Genomic DNA, 16,070 nt, shown 5'->3' with positions numbered 1-16,070 from the left:
GCGAATATCGCAAGGTAAGGGTATGGCGCGCTTCACGTTTGTCCACGCTGCGGATTTGCACCTCGACACACCATTCGACGGCCTTTCGCGACTCGGCGACGAGGTTCCCGCGCGGCTGCGCGACGCCTCGCTGCGCGCCTGGGACAATCTGGTCGAGGAGACGCTGAGGGTTGAGGCGGCGTTTCTCGTCCTGGCGGGCGACATCTACGACGGGCCGGAGCGCGGGCTTCGCGCGCAGCTCCGGTTCCGCGACGGCCTGCGGCGCCTGAGCGAGGCCGGCGTGCGGATTTTCATGGTTCACGGCAACCACGACCCGGTGGAAGAGGGCTGGTCGGCCATTGCCGAGTGGCCCGAGGCCGTGACCGTCTTCCCCACGGACGAGGTGCGCGGCGAGCCGGTCATCCGCGATGGCCGCCGGATCGCGACAATCTACGGGATCAGCTATGCCCGGCGCGAGACGACGGACAACCTGGCCCGGCTCTTTCCCACTGAGACACCAGACGGCTTCTCGCTGGGACTGCTTCATTGCAACGTCGGCAACAACGCCGAGCACGCCGCCTATAGCCCGTGCAGCCTGGACGACCTCCGCGCGGCGGCCATCGACTACTGGGCGCTCGGCCATATCCATCAGTACAGCGCCATCTCGGAAGGCTCGCCCTGGGCCGTCTATGCCGGCGCACTGCAAGGCCGCAGTCCAAAGCCCAGCGAGACGGGCCCGAAGGGTGCCGTCGTCGTGGAGGTGGAGGAGGGTAAGGTCCGCGATTTGAAATTCCGGCCGCTCGACGTTTTCCGCTTCGAGACGCGGGCGCTCGATATCGGCGGCGTCAGTGACATGGCCGGGCTGCACGATGCCTTGCAAGAGCTTGGCGCGGAGGTAGCGGACACCTCGGAAGGGAGGCAGATGATCTTGCGTGCGAAGCTGGAAGGACGCGGGCCGGTGCATCTGGAACTGCGGCGCGCGCAAGAGGCGCTGCCCGATCTGCTGCGCGAGCTGCGCGAGGCTGGCGGCGGCGGTGATGGCGTATGGTGGGACCGCCTGATCGACCGCACGGCGCCGCCCATCGACAAGGAGGCGATCCGCCAGCGCGGCGACTTTTCCGCCGAGCTGCTGATGCGGGCGGACGCCCTGCTTGCGGACAGCGATGCGCTTGAGGCCTTTATCGCCCGGCATTGCCGGCCGGGCGACCGCCGATTGCGCGGCTTACTGGGCGAGGTGGACGAACAGGACGCGCGGGAGATCCTGAGCCGCGCCGTCGACGAAGCCCTGGACCGGGTCGAGTCCGGAGAGGCCGGATGATCCTTCGGGGCTGGCACATCGATGGCTTCGGCTTGTTCCACGACAAGCGTGTGGACGACCTCGGTCCTGGCGTGACCGTGGTTCACGGTCCGAACGAAGCCGGGAAAAGCACGCTCCTGGCCTTCATCCGTGGCGTCCTTTTCGGATTTCCGGACAAGCGCTCGCGCAAGACCACGCCGCTTTACGAGCCGGTTCACGGTGGCACGCCGGGCGGGCGGTTATTTGTAGAAAACGCAGGGCACGGCTACACGATCGCGCGCCGCGCCGGCGGACGCCATGCGGCGCGCATTACCGACGACAATGGCGCGACGGTGCCGGAAGGCGACCTGACGCAGCTTCTGGGCGGCGCGGACGCCGCGCTGTTCCGCAATGTCTTCGGCTTCAGCCTCTACGAGTTGCAGGAACTCGACACCCTGACGGAGGAGAGCGTTCGCGACCGCATCTTCTCGGGCGCGATTGCCGGTGCTGGCCGCTCGGCGCGACAGGGGGCGAACGAACTGAAACAGCTGGCGAATGGACTTTATAGTTCTTCTGCAAAAGCCCGCAAAAACCGCGCCGCCCACCTGCTGTCCGAGATCGCGAACATCGACAAGGAACTGGGCGAGGCCAAGGCGGCCGCGAAGGCATACCCGGAAAAGGTGGAGGCGGAACGCGAGGCTGCGGAGGAGGTCGAGCGTATCCGGAAGGAAATCGACGGCTTGCGGACGCGAAAGGGCGAGCTGGAAGCGTTGCTACGGCTCTGGCCCGAATGGTGCGAACGGGAGCGCGCCCTGGACGAGCTTGAGGCCACTTCCACGGAAAAGCCGGACCGCTTCGCCCGTATCGAACCGGACGCGGCTCTGCAGGCGCTTTCACAGCGGGCTGAAGAGCTGCAGCGGACCGCGGAACTGCAGCGTGAGCGGCTTGAGCGTGCCGGCGGTCTCGACGGCGACCTGAAGCAGGCCGCGAGCGAATTGAACGCGGCGCTGGAGAACCTGGGGGAGGGGTGGACGGAGGCGCGCGTCGCCGATTTCCGCATGGCAATCCCCACGCGGGAAGAGGTTCGTGCCTGGGAAACTGCGATAAATGAATGCGAAACAGCGGCACAGCGGGCCGCCGACAAGCTGGACGAAGCGAAGCGGCACCAAATATCGGCCGGGGAAGCAAAGGATCGGCTGGAGCGCGATCTGGAGGCGCTGGGCACTGCACCGGATGACGCGGAAACCTTGCTCAAGCGCCAATCGGCGCTCGAACAACTCCGGGTCAAGGTGGGCGAGTTGGAACGGGGGCGCGAAGCCGTCAGCCATGCCAAGAGCCTTGCCGCCGAGAGGTCGAAGCGTGTCGCCGACTTGCGTCGGCAGTTGCCGGGGCGCGGTGGAGTGGCGCTGGCCCTCGGGGTTGCTGTCCTGGGCCTCGCCCTTGGGGCCGGACTGGCGGTCATGGTTGGCGAAATTGCCGGTGCCGCGACGGCCGGCGCGGCGCTTCTCGCCGCCGCCCTCATCGCCCTTTACGCCCGCAACCAGCGCCGACGGGTGGCGGACGCTATCTCCGAGGCCAAACGGGACGAAAAAGAAGCGCGGGACGCCGCGCGCGAGGCGGAGTCGGAAGTCGAGCGCCTTGCAAGCGAGATCGGCGAAGCGGCCGGCGGGCTGTTTCTCTCACCGTCGCCCGGCGAAGCAGAACTTGTGCAGGCCTTGGGGCAGGTGAGGCAAGACCTCGACCGCCGGGGGCGTTACGACACAAAGGTGCGCGAACTCCGCGACGCGGTGCAGGCACTTGAACGGCGCGACGCGGATTTGACGGCTGCGCACGAGGACAAGGAGAAGGCGAATACGGCGTTTTCGGAAAAGCTTGAAGCGTGGCGCCAGTGGAAGGCTGGGAACGGCTTTCCGGAGCATCTGAGCGCGCAGGGTATCCTTGATTTCGCCGGTCAGGTCGAGGCGGCGCGGAAGACGCTGGCGATGAAACAGGATCTGGCGGGAAAGCGCGAGCGCGTTTGCCAGGATATCGATGGGTGGGAGCGGGAGGCTCGGCACGTTCTCGAAGCGCGCGGCGTCGATCGGGGGCAGCATGGCGAGGATCTCGTTCTCGCGTTCGGCCGTGAGGCGAAATCAATCCAACGCGAGATGGAGCTGTATCAGACGGTCACGTCCGTCGAGGCGACGCTATCGCGCGCAGGCGGGAATGATGCCGAGCGCATCGCCAGTTTACGCCAGACCCTCGCGAGCGGTGAGGCGGATTCCTGGGAGCGCGAGTGTGAGGACATCGAAGAGCGCCTGCATACGGAGGAAAAGCGCCGCGACAACGCCCTTCGCCAGCATGAATTGGCTAGTAACGAGCGCAAGGCCGTCGAGACGTCGGACCGTGTCGCCGAATTGGAAACGCGCAGGAACGCTCTGACCGCCGAGGTAGCAGACGTCTATCGCGACTGGCAGGTCTATACCGCCGGGCGGGAGTTGATCGAGGAAACCCTGGCCGCTTACGAGCGCGAGCGTCAGCCCGCCGTTTTCGCGCGGGCCGGTGAGATCCTGGACCGGGTGACCGGCGGACGCTATCGGCGCATCGTTCAGGACGAATCCGGCGAGGGCTTTTATGTCATCGACGGTCGCGAGCAGCGCGTGTCGCCGATCGACCTTAGCCGGGGCACGCGCGAACAGCTTTATCTCGCCGTGCGCCTGGGCCTGGTGGACGAGTTCGGCCGACGGGGAACCTCGCTCCCCCTGGTAATGGACGAGATCCTGGTGAACTTCGACCCGGACCGCATGGCCGCCGTCGCCCGGGAACTTGGAACCTATGGCGCGGATCATCAGGTGCTGATGTTCACCTGCCATCCCTTCGTCGTGGATTGCATCACCTCGGCAGTTCCCGGCGCCAGGGTGGTGCCGGTGGCGGGAGGATAGTCAGGGCATCTATTCAATTCATGCCTTGCCGCGCTCGGACGGCCTCACTGCCGTTTGTGCAGATCAGTAAGCTGGTCGCATGGCCGACGATATAGGCCGCCGGTAGCGTTGGAGGAGGGCTGGGGATCCCTACCATCGCCGCTTCCTTCTATTGATCCAGGACAAAGACGCCGCACCGGCCGGGGGGTTACCTCCATTGATGTGCGCGGCGGCCATCAAAATCCGTGCGCGAAAGCGTATTACGGGGGACGTGCGGGAATGAAGGCGCCTTATTTTTGGGCGGACCACTGTTGGGATCGCAGGAAGTTTGTCGACGATGCGGCCGGAAGGTCGGTGACTACGATTCGGACTTGCGCAGTTCGATCAGCCTTGCGCGCACTTTGGCAGCTCGCAAGGCGGCATGTTCGGCCATCCGCTGCGCCATCGCGAGGGTTTCGTCGTCTTCCGCCGTTTCGGCCGCGCGCATGTAGAATTCGTAGGCAAGGTCGAGGTCTTCCAGCGCCGCACGCAGCCATTGGTACGCATCGCCGTCAGCTTCGTCCCGCAACGGTGCGAGTTCGAGGCGCTCTGGAGTCACGCCGAACTCCGCCTGGGCGCGGCGCGCACCTTCGCTCACATCGGCCAGGGCATTCGCCGTGGCGTCGTCGCCGGCCTTCCGGGCAGTTTGTACGAAGCCGGCGTGCCGACGCGCCAGTTCCGCCTCCAGGGCGGAGGCGAACTGCGCCAGCCGGGGCAGGGTGGATAAGTTCAGCCGGCGGGGATCCCAGGCGATCCGCCTGTCGAAGCGCCCTTTATCCTTGTGATAGGCTTTTCGCCGCTCGCGCCGAAGAATGGCTGCATGCTCCAGTTCCTCGGCGGCAAGCTCTTCGGCGAGGCGCCGGGTGTCCGCGTCCACCGCATTCGCAGCCACGTAGCTGTAGTGCGCGAACGCCCGCTCCTCGTTGTGCACGGCGATGGAGAGCGCGCGATATGGCGTCAGGAGATACGGGTCCGCACCTTCCAGCGGATCGCTGTCGGGTACTTCGGTTTCCCAGGCATACTCGGCGGCGGGGATATCTCCGATCTCCGCTTCGGCCCATCCGACAATGGCTTCGTCGTGTTTCATCTCCTCGTGCTCGAGACGGCGGAAGATGCCGGCCACGCTCGTGTTGCCCGCGCGTTGCATGGCTTCGGCCAACTCGCCATAGCGCTCCGCCGACTCGCGCTCCATCCCGCGCGCACGGGCAAACAGCGTCGCGCGGTCGGGAATCTCGTATCGTTTCTCTGGATCGATTCTGCTCATTCTCTGGATTTTCGCAGCAGTGGACCGGCTTGTCACGCTTGCGCGGCGATCCGGCGCATGCCTCGCGCAGCCAAGGGAATCAAGGTTTCCCGGCAAAGTGGATGACGGCTGTCTTCGGCCTCGTTTTGGCTGTAGCCCTGCAACTCACCGGGATCGTTACGCCGACACAGGCCGCCGAACTGCCGCGGCTGCTGCACAAGGTCGAAGTATCCAGCATTTTCCCTGGCGCGGACCGCATCGGGAAGCCGCAGGGCGAGCCGCCGGTGGCACCGGTATATACGGACGGGGAACAGGTTGGATACGTCTTCCTCAATTCCGACTTCGTCAATTCCGTTGGCTATTCCGGCAAGCCAATCCATATCGCTGTCGGCATGGCGCCGGATGGGGAGATCCAGGGCGCCCAGCTTATCGAGCATCACGAGCCCATCGTCCTCATCGGCATTCCCGAAGAGGACATGCTGGCCTTCATCGACGACTATGCCGGCCACAACGTCGTGGCCGAAGCAACCGGCGAGGCAGGGGACGCCCGCGAGGTCGACATCATCAGCGGGGCCACCGTGACTGTGATGGTGATCGACGATTCCATCCGCCGCGCCGCGCTCAAGGTTGCCCGCACGCGTGGGCTGGCGGGCATGGAGCAAGCCGGAGACGCCGGCCCGGCGCGCCGGCTGAAGATGGAGGAAGCCAAGAGCGTCGACTGGACGACGCTGACTGGCGACGGTTCCATCCGGCGCCTGACGCTTAGCGTCGGAGATGTAACACGCGCCTTTGAGTCCGCCGGCAAGCGGGAAGCGGCCCTGCGACCCCGGGAGGATGATCCGAACGCGCTGTTCATCGACCTTTACGCTGGCCTGGCCAGTGTCCCGACTATCGGCAAGAGCGTGCTGGGCCCACGCGAATACAAGCAGATGCAAAGCCGCCTGGGTGAGGGTCGGCACGCCGTCGTTATCGGTGCGCGCGGAGCATACTCGTTCAAGGGTTCGGGCTATGTGCGTGGCGGGGTGTTCGACCGGATCCGGCTGATCCAGGGCGAAACCACGATCCGCTTCCGCGACGTGGATCACAAGCGCCTACGCGAGGTCGCCGCGCCTGGGGCGCCTGACCTCGACGAAGTCGGCGTCTTCCGGATCCCCGAGGGCGTGAACTTCGACCCGACGGAGCCGTGGACCCTGGAACTGCTGGTCCAGCGCAATATCGGCGGCCGGCAGAAGGACTTCACGACCATCGATCTCGGCTATGCACCGCCGCCGAAGTACATCGAGACGGCGCCCCCGCCCACGGCTGAGTCCGGTGGGCGGGGCCAGCCCTCGGAAACCGCCGCGCCCGGCCTGGCCTCGTTCGAGGACCCCTCGGAGCGCGACGTGCTATGGCAGCGGGTTTGGCGCAACCGCGTCGTGGATATCGGTATCCTGCTCGGCATGCTGGGCGTGCTGACCCTGATGTTCTTCTTCCAGGATCAACTCGTCCGACGGCCGAAGCTGACGGCGTGGCTGCGCTACGGCTTCCTGACGGCGGTGCTGTTCTGGCTTGGCTTCTATGCCAACGCGCAGCTTTCGGTGATCAACGTGCTGACGTTCTCGAACGCGCTCGTCACCGACTTCAGCTGGACCTATTTCCTGATGGACCCGTTGGTGTTCATCCTGTGGTTCGCGGTCGCTGCCGGCCTGTTGTTCTGGGGACGCGGCGCGTTCTGCGGCTGGCTATGCCCCTTCGGCGCGCTACAGGAACTGACCAACCACATCGGACGGCGCTTCGGCATTCCCCAGGTCAGGGTGCCCTGGGGCCTGAACGAGCGGCTGTGGCCGGTCAAGTACATCATCTTCCTCGGTCTCTTCGGGATGTCGCTTTATTCGCTGTCCTGGGCGGAGAGGCTGGCCGAAGTGGAGCCTTTCAAGACGGCGATCATCCTGAACTTCATGCGCGCGTGGCCATTCGTCGCCTTCGCCGCCGGGCTGATCGTGATCAACCTGTTCGTGGAGCGGTTCTTCTGCCGGTACATGTGCCCGCTTGGCGCGGCGCTGGCCATTCCCGCGCGTATCCGCATGTTCGACTGGCTGAAGCGGCATAAGGAGTGCGGCAACCCCTGCCAGATCTGCGCGCATGACTGTCCGGTCGATGCAATCCATCCGACCGGCGAGATCAACGTCAATGAGTGTATCTACTGCCTTGAGTGCCAGAAACTCTATTACGACGACCAGCGTTGTCCGCACATGATCCAGCGCCGGATCAAGCGCGAGAAGCGGCTTGTCAATACTTCGGACGAAATGCTCTCCGCGGAACAACTGGCGGAGAAGCGCCGCCTGGAATCGCGAGAGAAACTGAAAAAACAAAGGCAGGAGAAGCGCCGGCAGCCGGCCGACGTGGAGGCCTGAGCAATGGAAGGAAGGAGCAGTCGGATGAGCAAGGACGAACGCACCGGCTTTTCGCGCCGGAGCCTTTTGAGCGGTACCGCCAAGACCGCGACCCTGGCCGGCCTTGCCGGTGCGGGCGGGTTCGGCGGCCTCGCTGCCCTTCGCAACGTCAGTGTCGTGAAGGAGGCGCAGGCGGCGGAGAACGAGGCCGCGGTCGGGCCAGGCGAACTGGACGAATACTACGGTTTCTGGAGTTCGGGGCAGAGCGGCGAGATCCGCATCATGGGTGTGCCCTCAATGCGCGAACTGATCCGCATCCCGGTCTTCAACCGTTGCGGTGCCACCGGCTGGGGCCAGACCAACGAAAGCCTGAAGGTCCTGACGGAGGGGTTGCTGCCGGAGACCAAAGAGTTCCTCAAGTCGCGCGGCGGCGTCTACCAGAACGGCGACGCCCACCATCCGCATATGTCTTTCACCGACGGCACCTATGACGGGCGTTACCTCTTCATCAACGACAAGGCCAACAGCCGCGTCGCGCGTATCCGCATGGACGTGATGCGGACCGACAAGATCATCGAGGTGCCGAACGCCTCCGACATGCACGGAATGCGCCCGCAGAAGTATCCGCGCACCGGCTATGTTTTCGTCAATGCCGAGCACCGGGTGCCAATCCCCAACGACGGACGCGACCTGGACAAGCCGGAGAACTACAAGTCGGTGTTCACCGCCATCGATGGGGAAAGCATGACGGTGGCCTGGCAAGTCCTGGTGGACGGCAACCTGGACAACTGCGACGCCGACTATCAAGGCAAATACGCCTTCTCCACCTGCTACAACTCGGAAGAAGGCACCGAGCTTGCCGGTATGATGGCGAACGAGCAGGACTGGGCCGTTTTCTTCGACATTGCCCGCATCGAGAAGGCGGTCGCCGACGGCGATTACGAGGAGATCAGCGGCGTGCCGGTCATCGACGGCCGCCACGGCTCGCCTTATACCCGCTACATCCCGGTTTCGACCAGTCCGCACGGCATCAATACCGCGCCCGACGGCATCCACGTCGTGATCAACGGCAAGCTGTCGCCGACCTGCACCGTCGTCGACGTGCGCAAATTGCCCGACGTCTTCGACGACAAGATCGAGCCGCGCGGTGCCGTCGTGGCCGAGCCGGAACTTGGCCTGGGGCCGCTGCACACCGCCTTCGACGGCCGGGGCAACGCCTTCACGACGCTGTTCATCGACAGCCAGTCGGTGATGTGGAACCTGGACCAGGCGCGTCGGCAGTATTCCGGGGAGGACGTGGACCCGGTCATCGAGCGCACCGACGTCCACTACCAGCCGGGCCACAATCACACCAGCATGGGCGAGACCAAGGAAGCCGACGGCAAGTGGCTGGTCTCGCTCAACAAGTTCTCAAAGGACCGCTTCCTGAACGTCGGCCCGCTGAAGCCGGAGAACGATCAGCTCATCGACATCTCGGGTGGCAGTATGGAGCTTGTCCATGACGGCCCGACCTTCGCGGAGCCGCACGACTGCATCATCGTGCGCACCGATCTTGTAAATCCACGGCATCTCTGGGACCGCAACGACCCCTTCTTCGAGGACGCCCGCAATCAGGCGGAGGCCGACGGCATCGACCTGACGAGCGCCGCGGACGTCATTCGGGACGGCAACAAGGTCCGTGTCTACATGTTCTCCGTCGCCCCGCAGTTCTCGCTGAGCGAGTTCAAGGTGAAGCAGGGGGATGAGGTCACGATCTATGTCACCAACATCGACGAGATCCAGGACCTGACGCATGGTCTCACGCTCACGAACTATGGCATCGCCATGGAGATCGCGCCGCAGGCTACGGCTTCTGTGACCTTTACCGCCGACCGGCCCGGCGTACATTGGTACTACTGCCAGTTCTTCTGCCACGCGCTGCACATGGAGATGCGCGGACGCATGCTGGTGGAGCCGAGGAGCGCATGAAACGGCGCCTTGCCCGGATGATTGGACGCGCGGCGGCCGCCTTCGCCCTGGCGGCGACGGCGGCCGTCGCGTGGCCGCTGCCGGGCAAGGCGCGGGCGGAAACCGTCGAGGTGCGGCCAGATGGCCTTCGGGCCGCCCTCGACGGCGTTTCCCCGGGCGACACCATCGTTCTCCAACCCGGCACCTATCGGGGTGGCTTCGTCGTCGATACCGCCGGCATAACCCTGCGTGGAAACGACGGCAGTGTGCTCGACGGCGGCGGGAGCGGAACGGTGCTTCGCGTGGATGCGCGGGGTGTCACCGTCATCGGCCTGACGGTTCGCGGGTCGGGCACCGATTTGCAGGCCGAGGACTCCGGCATTTTCGTCACCGAAGCGGGCGAGGGGGCGCGGATCATCTCGAACCGCCTGGAAGAGAACCTGATGGGCGTCAACCTGAAGGGGGCGAGAGACGCCCTGGTCAAGGGAAACACCATCATTGGGCTGCGCGAAGGCCACATGAGCGAGCGCGGCAATGGGGTCCACGTTTGGAACGCCCCTGGCTCCGAGGTCATCGACAATGACATCCGCTATGGCCGCGACGGCATCTTCGTGACCACCAGCCTGAGGAACCGCTTTCACGGCAACCGGATGCGCAACCTGCGCTATGGCGTCCATTACATGTACACGAACAAGAGCGAGGTCAGCGCGAACGTTTCGGCGGGCAACCACGCCGGCTACGCGATCATGTACTCGAAGTATATCGACGCGCGCGGGAACCTCTCGCTTCGCGACCGCGACCACGGGCTGATGCTGAATTTCGCGAACTATTCCGAGATCGAGGACAACGCCGTCCTGGAGGGCGGGCGGAAGTGTCTTTTCGTCTATAATTCCAATTTCAACACACTGCGGCGCAACCGACTGCAGGGCTGTGGCATCGGCATCCACTTCACAGCCGGCTCGCAGGACAACAAGGTGTTCGAGAATGCCTTCGCCGATAACCGCACGCAGGTGAAATATGTGGGAACGACCCATCATGAGTGGGCGGAGAATGGCCGTGGCAACCATTGGTCCGACCACGCGGCTTTCGACCTGGACGGCGACGGCATTGCTGACCGGGCATATCGGCCCAATGGCCTGGTCGATCAGGTACTGTGGCGCCATCCGCAAGCCAAGCTGCTGTTGAATAGCCCCGCCGTGAGCCTGTTGCAATGGGCGCAGTCGCAGTTTCCGGCGCTTTTGCCTGGCGGTGTCGTCGATCCCGCACCCTTGATGGACCCGCCGCGGCCAAGCGCCATGCAACTGCGGGATGCCGCGTCATGAACGAGCCGGTGATTCGCCTTGACCGGATCGCGAAACGCTATCGCCGCGTCAGGGCGGTCGAGGATGTGTCGCTATCCATCCACCGGGGCGAATGCGTTGCCCTCGTCGGGCACAATGGGGCGGGAAAGACGACGCTGTTCAAGCTGATGCTGGGGCTTGCCGCGCCTACCGCTGGCGATATCAGCGTCCTGGGCGCGCGCCCGCAAAGTGGGGACGGCGCGCGTAAGCGGGGGGCGGTCGGCTTCCTACCCGAGAACGTGGCCTTCGACCCGGGCATGACGGGGCGCGAGACGCTATCGTTCTATGCGGCGCTACGTGGGTGTGGGACGGCGGGAATCGACGGCCTGATCCGGCGCGTCGGCCTGGAGGACGCGGCGGACCGGCGGGTGCGGACCTACTCCAAGGGCATGCGCCAGCGCCTTGGCCTCGCCCAGGCGCTGCTGGGCGCACCTGAGCTTCTGTTGCTGGATGAGCCGACAACGGGCCTGGACCCCATCGTGCGTGCGACCTTCTACGACATCGTCGCTGAATTGCAGGGGCAGGGGGTTACGGTGCTGATTTCCTCTCACGTCTTGAGCGAACTGGAAGCGCGCACCGACCGCATCGTCATTCTGCATCACGGACATGTCGCCGCCGACGGGCCGCTCGACTTCATCCGACGCGAAGCCGGTATTCCTACCCTCCTTCGCATCCGCACGCGCCCCTGCCGCACTGGCGAGGTTGTCTCGGCATTCGACGGGCGCGTGGACTGGGAGCGAGTGGACGAACGCACCGTGCTTCTGTTCTGTCCGCCTATGGAGAAGATGGCGGCGCTGCGTCGGGTCGCCGGCATGGGGGATATCGTGGAAGATATCGAGACGATTCCGCCGGGTCTGGAGCAGCTTTACCGGCACTACACCGGCAAGACGGTGGAGGAGCGTGCATGACAGCCGTCCTTGCCATCGCATGCAAGGAGTTGCGGACGAGCCTGCGGAACCGCTGGGTTATTGCCGCGACGCTCCTGCTCATGGGGCTGGCGCTTGCACTGGCATGGCTTGGCAGTGCGCCGGTCGGGGAGGTGAAGGTGGACAGGCTTACGGTCACCGTGGTGAGCCTGACCAGCCTCAGCGTCTTCCTGATTCCCCTGGTCGCGCTGCTGATTTCCTATGACGCGGTGGTGGGCGAGGTGGCACGTGGCACGATGCTGTTGATGCTGGCTTACCCCGTCGAACGCTGGCAGGTCGTTGCCGGCAAGTTTCTGGGGCACTTGGCGGTGATCGCCATTGCCGCCGTCGTCGGCTATGGCGTGGCGGGCGGCGCGGTTTATCTGGCGGGTGCCGGCGGGACGGCGGGAATTCCCGCCTTCGCATGGCTAATCGCCAGCACCGTGCTGCTTGGGGCGTGCTTCGTCGCGCTGGGCTATCTGGCAAGCACGCTGGTGCGCGAACGCGCGACCGCGGCGGGCGTGGCGCTCGGCATCTGGCTGGTGATGGTGGTGGTCTACGACCTGGCGCTTCTGGGCGTCCTTGTCGGGGCCGAGGGTGTGATCTCCCAGCAGGCTTTCAGCCTGCTGCTGATGCTGAATCCAGCCGACGCTTTCCGGATGTTCAATCTGGTCGGCAGCGAGTCCGCCAGCATGATCGCCGGCATGGCGGGCGCGGCCGGAGGGGCTGCGCCAACGCGTGGCGTGCTGGCCGCCGTTCTGCTGGCTTGGGCGGTCGTGCCGTTGGGTCTTGCGATGCTGGCGTTCCGGCGGAGGGATGTATGACGCGGGTTCTCGTCGCCATTCTGCTGGCGCTGTCGCTTACCGCTTGCGGCGAGGAGGAGACTGCCAAGATTCCTCCGCCGGCCAAGCTGGACCGCACGGCGGCGGCCTATTTCACCGGCATGATCATTGTCGACCACGAGGGCCCCAAGGGCCAGATCCACCTGCGCGGTCAGAAAGAGCCTTTGTGGTTTTCCAATGTTCGCGACACCGTAGCCTTCACAATGCTGCCGGAGGAATCGAAGGACATCGCCGCCATCTACGTCCACGATATCGGCAAGGCGGAAAGCTGGGCCCATCCGGGGCCGGATGCGTGGATGCCGGCACGCGAGGGTATTTACGTGATCGGTAGCGGACGCCGCGGCGGCATGGGGGCGCCTGAGCCAGTGCCGTTCTCCTCGCGGGAGGTCGCCCAGGCTTTCGCCGACGCGGAAGGCGGCAGGCTGGTAACCTTCGATGAGATCCCGCGCGACTTCGTCTTCGGCGATCCGCACGCGCCGCAGAGCGCGGAATCGCCGTCCGTCGACGTCATGGAGCAGCAGAATCATCAAACCGGAGAGCGGCAATGACGTACTCACGCCGGGAAATCCTGATCGCGGCTGCTGCGACGGGGGCCGCCGCGCTGGCTGGCCCGGCAGCCGCGTCGGGAAACAAAGTCAGGCGCTGGCGCGGCACGGCACTGGGCGCCCGGGCCGAGATTGTGGTGGCCCTCGACGACAGCGATGCTGCGGAGCGTCTCGTCGCCAGGGCGCGGCACGAGATCGAGCGGCTGGAAGCGGTGTTCAGCCTGCATCGCCCCGATTCCGCGCTATCGCGCCTGAACCGCCAGGGCCACCTTGCCCCGACACCGTTCGAACTGCTCGACGTGCTGGCCGTCGCCTGGAATCTGCACGAGGTGACCGGGGGACGCTTCGACCCGACCATCCAGCCTTTGTGGCAGGTCTACGCCGACAGCTATGCCGAAGGCCGCGCGCCCGAGCCTGCGGCGGTGCGCCATGCGCGCTCGCTGACGGGCTTGGAGCGGGTCGCGTTCGGTGCCGACGAGATTCGCTTTGGCAAGAACGGCATGGCCCTCACTCTGAACGGCATTGCCCAGGGCTATATTACCGACCGGGTTGCCGAGATGTTCCGCTCGGCTGGCCTGTCCTGTGTGATCAGCCTGGGTGAGCAACGCGCGCTCGGCAGCCGCCCGGACGGCCATCCGTGGCGCGCTGCCGTGACCGCGCCCGACGGCCGCACGCTGGAGCGCGTCGCTCTCTCGGACAAGGCGCTCGCCACTTCGGCCCCCTCGGCGCTTCGGCTTTCCGCCACGGAAGGGCGGGGCCATATCCTCGATCCCGGAACGGGAGAGACGCCGTTCCCCGGACGCATCGTCTCGGTCCTAGCCGAACGGGCAACCGTTGCCGACGGCTTGTCGACCGCCTTCGCCCTGATGGACACGACCGCGATACGGACGGCGTTGCAGCGGTTGCAAGGCCCCAGCGCGCTGGTTGTCGATGGCGACAGGCGTGAATGGCTCGGGGCTGACTAGCACGCTCCGGGATAGAGGTGAGGCCGGGCCGGAACGCAGACGGGTCGGCTTGTGCCACCCCTGACTCGCAGGCCAATTGGAATGTCTAATTCGCGCATAATGCGTATTATGGCAATGGCCGCTGGTTTCAGCACTGTTGCACTCTGAGCATCGCTCCGATGGCCCTGTGCCAAATCCGGCCTCCTCGCGTTTCCGGGCATCAGAAGCAACCCGCCGGTCAACATCGTGAAAATCGGTCCACGACCGACGCCCGTCAGGCGCCGGTGCGGGCGCGCGGCGAGCTGGGAGGCCTTGATCGCAGAAGTGCTTGCAAAGTCGCCGGCTGGAGCCAACGTGGCAAGGCGTGGGCGGCAGTGGCAGTCATGGCTTCAAAGGAGGATCCGATGAAGTGGCAAGCCCTGGTCCTTGGATTGACGCTGGCAGTCGCCGCAGCAGCGGGTGCCCTGGCGCATACCGAGCAACAGGCGGGCATCATGGTGACCCACCCCTGGGTCGCATCGGCGGAGGCCGGCGGCGACACCACGGGCCATCCCACCATCGTCAACCGCGGCGAGTCGGCCATCGAGCTTGTGAACGTCACCAGCGCCGCGGCCGAGCGCGTACATCTGCTACTCGACGGCCAGTCCACGGAGACGGTGACCGTCGGCAACGGCAAAACCTTGTCGCCGAAGCGTCTGGAAATCCGTTTCGAGGGGCTCAAGGTGGACCTGCCGACGGGCAAGGCCCTGCCAGTGACGCTGCACTTCGCCGACCGTGAGCCGATGGACGTGCACATGGCCATCGGGCGCGACACGATGAACCCGCAACAGGTGGTCAAGCTGCCCCAGGGTCACCACGCCGAGGAAAGCGGAAGCCACGGCGCGAGCGGCCATCACGAGGACTAACGCCGCGCACGGCCGCGCCGACTTGCCCGGTGGTCGGCCACGCACGAATGCCTCCATCCTGGCGAGGCGCCGGGCATGATCAGCGCAAGCACACGCAGGGATCTGGCGCAGGTGGCCGCGGCTGCGGCGCTCGCCCTGGGGGCGACTTCACGCCCCCAGCATCGAACTGTCGGTAGCCGACGTCACCGTTTCCTTTCCGGTCGCCCTCGCCTTCGTGCTGTTCACCGACCTCGACCGCTTCCTGGGCGGCCGGGTGATCCTAGACCGGCTCGGCGACGTGGCCTTCCACGCCTTCCTCGTGGCCGCCTATCGCGGCACAGTCTACCGCTACGTCGGCGACGTGATCATCGTGACCTGGCCGGCGGAGCTCGACGATGCGGCGGAGCGGACAGTGCGCTGCGCGCTGGCGATGCGCCGCCTGCTCGCCGCGCGCAGGGATGAAGTACCAGGCGCGCTACGGTGTTGTGCCCGAACTACGTTTTGCCTTGCACGCCGGCACCGTGGTCGCCGGTGAGATGGGGCACCTGCGCCGGGAGATCGTCTATCTCGGGACCACGCTGAACGCCGCCGCGCACCTGGAACGGCTGGCCAGCGGGCAGCAGTGCCGCGTTGCCGCCTCGGCGCGGCTGGTTCAGCAGCTTCGTGACCTGCCCGAGGTGCGCCCCCGGCGCGTGATGCGGGCCTCGCAGACCGGCATCCCCGATCTGGGCGACGTCTTCGAGTTGGTTGGAGGGCCGGAGCGTGCCGATCAGAGCCGAAGACCCGCCAACGACAGGTCGAGCTCACGGACAGGACGTCGACGATCCTGAGGTCGCCACCGAGGCGGGTGGACA

General features: G+C 65.6%; 13 protein-coding genes. 12 read left to right on the top strand and 1 reads right to left on the bottom strand.

Annotated features, from left to right (window positions below):
- Positions 1-22: 22 nt before the first annotated feature.
- Positions 23-1,297, top strand: coding sequence for a metallophosphoesterase family protein (locus DRB17_RS09500; RefSeq protein WP_114581966.1), 1,275 nt, complete (start codon positions 23-25; stop codon positions 1,295-1,297).
- A complete protein-coding gene (locus tag DRB17_RS09495; protein ID WP_114581965.1) occupies positions 1,294-4,176 on the top strand; it encodes an AAA family ATPase in 2,883 nt (960 codons plus the stop codon). Before DRB17_RS09500 ends, DRB17_RS09495 begins: the two co-directional genes overlap by 4 nt.
- 337 nt (positions 4,177-4,513) lie before the next feature.
- Here DRB17_RS09495 and DRB17_RS09490 read toward each other — a convergent pair whose 3' ends face one another.
- Complete coding sequence (locus DRB17_RS09490) at positions 4,514-5,458, bottom strand: ferritin family protein (RefSeq protein WP_114581964.1); 945 nt, start codon at positions 5,456-5,458, stop codon at positions 4,514-4,516.
- Positions 5,459-5,559: 101 nt separating this feature from the next.
- Between DRB17_RS09490 and DRB17_RS09485 the strand changes: the two genes are divergently transcribed.
- The 10 genes from DRB17_RS09485 to DRB17_RS09445 all read left to right on the top strand — a co-directional run bounded on the left by DRB17_RS09485 (position 5,560) and on the right by DRB17_RS09445 (position 16,046).
- The gene (locus DRB17_RS09485; RefSeq protein WP_114581963.1) at positions 5,560-7,830 is read left to right on the top strand and encodes a NosR/NirI family protein; all 2,271 of its coding nucleotides are present in this window, start codon (positions 5,560-5,562) and stop codon (positions 7,828-7,830) included.
- Between the two features lie 24 nt (positions 7,831-7,854).
- Positions 7,855-9,777, top strand: coding sequence for a TAT-dependent nitrous-oxide reductase (gene nosZ / locus DRB17_RS09480; protein WP_114581962.1), 1,923 nt, complete (start codon positions 7,855-7,857; stop codon positions 9,775-9,777).
- Complete coding sequence (locus DRB17_RS09475; RefSeq protein WP_114581961.1) at positions 9,774-11,078, top strand: nitrous oxide reductase family maturation protein NosD; 1,305 nt, start codon at positions 9,774-9,776, stop codon at positions 11,076-11,078. Before nosZ ends, DRB17_RS09475 begins: the two co-directional genes overlap by 4 nt.
- Positions 11,075-12,004 (top strand): ABC transporter ATP-binding protein, encoded by a 930-nt coding sequence (locus tag DRB17_RS09470; RefSeq protein WP_114581960.1) that lies wholly within the window; start codon positions 11,075-11,077, stop codon positions 12,002-12,004. Before DRB17_RS09475 ends, DRB17_RS09470 begins: the two co-directional genes overlap by 4 nt.
- Positions 12,001-12,825: an ABC transporter permease subunit gene (locus DRB17_RS09465; protein WP_114581959.1), complete on the top strand. Its 825-nt coding sequence runs from the start codon at positions 12,001-12,003 to the stop codon at positions 12,823-12,825. Before DRB17_RS09470 ends, DRB17_RS09465 begins: the two co-directional genes overlap by 4 nt.
- On the top strand, positions 12,822-13,391 hold the full coding sequence (locus DRB17_RS09460; protein WP_114581958.1) for a nitrous oxide reductase accessory protein NosL: 570 nt from the start codon (positions 12,822-12,824) through the stop codon (positions 13,389-13,391). Before DRB17_RS09465 ends, DRB17_RS09460 begins: the two co-directional genes overlap by 4 nt.
- On the top strand, positions 13,388-14,353 hold the full coding sequence (locus tag DRB17_RS09455; protein ID WP_114581957.1) for an FAD:protein FMN transferase: 966 nt from the start codon (positions 13,388-13,390) through the stop codon (positions 14,351-14,353). The genes DRB17_RS09460 and DRB17_RS09455 overlap by 4 nt, the downstream gene beginning before the upstream one ends.
- A 383-nt stretch (positions 14,354-14,736) precedes the next feature.
- Complete coding sequence (locus DRB17_RS09450) at positions 14,737-15,237, top strand: copper chaperone PCu(A)C domain-containing protein (protein ID WP_161958769.1); 501 nt, start codon at positions 14,737-14,739, stop codon at positions 15,235-15,237.
- Positions 15,238-15,451: 214 nt separating this feature from the next.
- Positions 15,452-15,751: a nucleotidyl cyclase domain-containing protein gene (locus DRB17_RS20330; RefSeq protein ID WP_161958768.1), complete on the top strand. Its 300-nt coding sequence runs from the start codon at positions 15,452-15,454 to the stop codon at positions 15,749-15,751.
- Positions 15,702-16,046 (top strand): nucleotidyl cyclase domain-containing protein, encoded by a 345-nt coding sequence (locus DRB17_RS09445; protein ID WP_161958767.1) that lies wholly within the window; start codon positions 15,702-15,704, stop codon positions 16,044-16,046. Before DRB17_RS20330 ends, DRB17_RS09445 begins: the two co-directional genes overlap by 50 nt.
- Positions 16,047-16,070: the final 24 nt, after the last annotated feature.

The organism is Ferruginivarius sediminum, from assembly GCF_003344765.1.
Lineage (GTDB): Bacteria > Pseudomonadota > Alphaproteobacteria > Kiloniellales > Rhodovibrionaceae > Ferruginivarius > Ferruginivarius sediminum.
The sequence above is the reverse complement of the archived record's forward strand: the minus strand, read 5'-3'. Positions and strand labels throughout refer to the sequence as shown.

Coding starts and splice junctions, on each gene's coding strand:
- DRB17_RS09455 (WP_114581957.1), top strand. CDS start 13,388: ATGACGTACTCACGCCGGGAAATCCTGATCGCGGCTGCTGCGACGGGG.
- DRB17_RS09495 (WP_114581965.1), top strand. CDS start 1,294: ATGATCCTTCGGGGCTGGCACATCGATGGCTTCGGCTTGTTCCACGAC.
- DRB17_RS09490 (WP_114581964.1), bottom strand. CDS start 5,458: ATGAGCAGAATCGATCCAGAGAAACGATACGAGATTCCCGACCGCGCG.
- DRB17_RS09500 (WP_114581966.1), top strand. CDS start 23: ATGGCGCGCTTCACGTTTGTCCACGCTGCGGATTTGCACCTCGACACA.
- DRB17_RS09475 (WP_114581961.1), top strand. CDS start 9,774: ATGAAACGGCGCCTTGCCCGGATGATTGGACGCGCGGCGGCCGCCTTC.
- DRB17_RS09460 (WP_114581958.1), top strand. CDS start 12,822: ATGACGCGGGTTCTCGTCGCCATTCTGCTGGCGCTGTCGCTTACCGCT.
- nosZ (WP_114581962.1), top strand. CDS start 7,855: ATGAGCAAGGACGAACGCACCGGCTTTTCGCGCCGGAGCCTTTTGAGC.
- DRB17_RS09485 (WP_114581963.1), top strand. CDS start 5,560: ATGACGGCTGTCTTCGGCCTCGTTTTGGCTGTAGCCCTGCAACTCACC.
- DRB17_RS09450 (WP_161958769.1), top strand. CDS start 14,737: ATGAAGTGGCAAGCCCTGGTCCTTGGATTGACGCTGGCAGTCGCCGCA.
- DRB17_RS09465 (WP_114581959.1), top strand. CDS start 12,001: ATGACAGCCGTCCTTGCCATCGCATGCAAGGAGTTGCGGACGAGCCTG.
- DRB17_RS09470 (WP_114581960.1), top strand. CDS start 11,075: ATGAACGAGCCGGTGATTCGCCTTGACCGGATCGCGAAACGCTATCGC.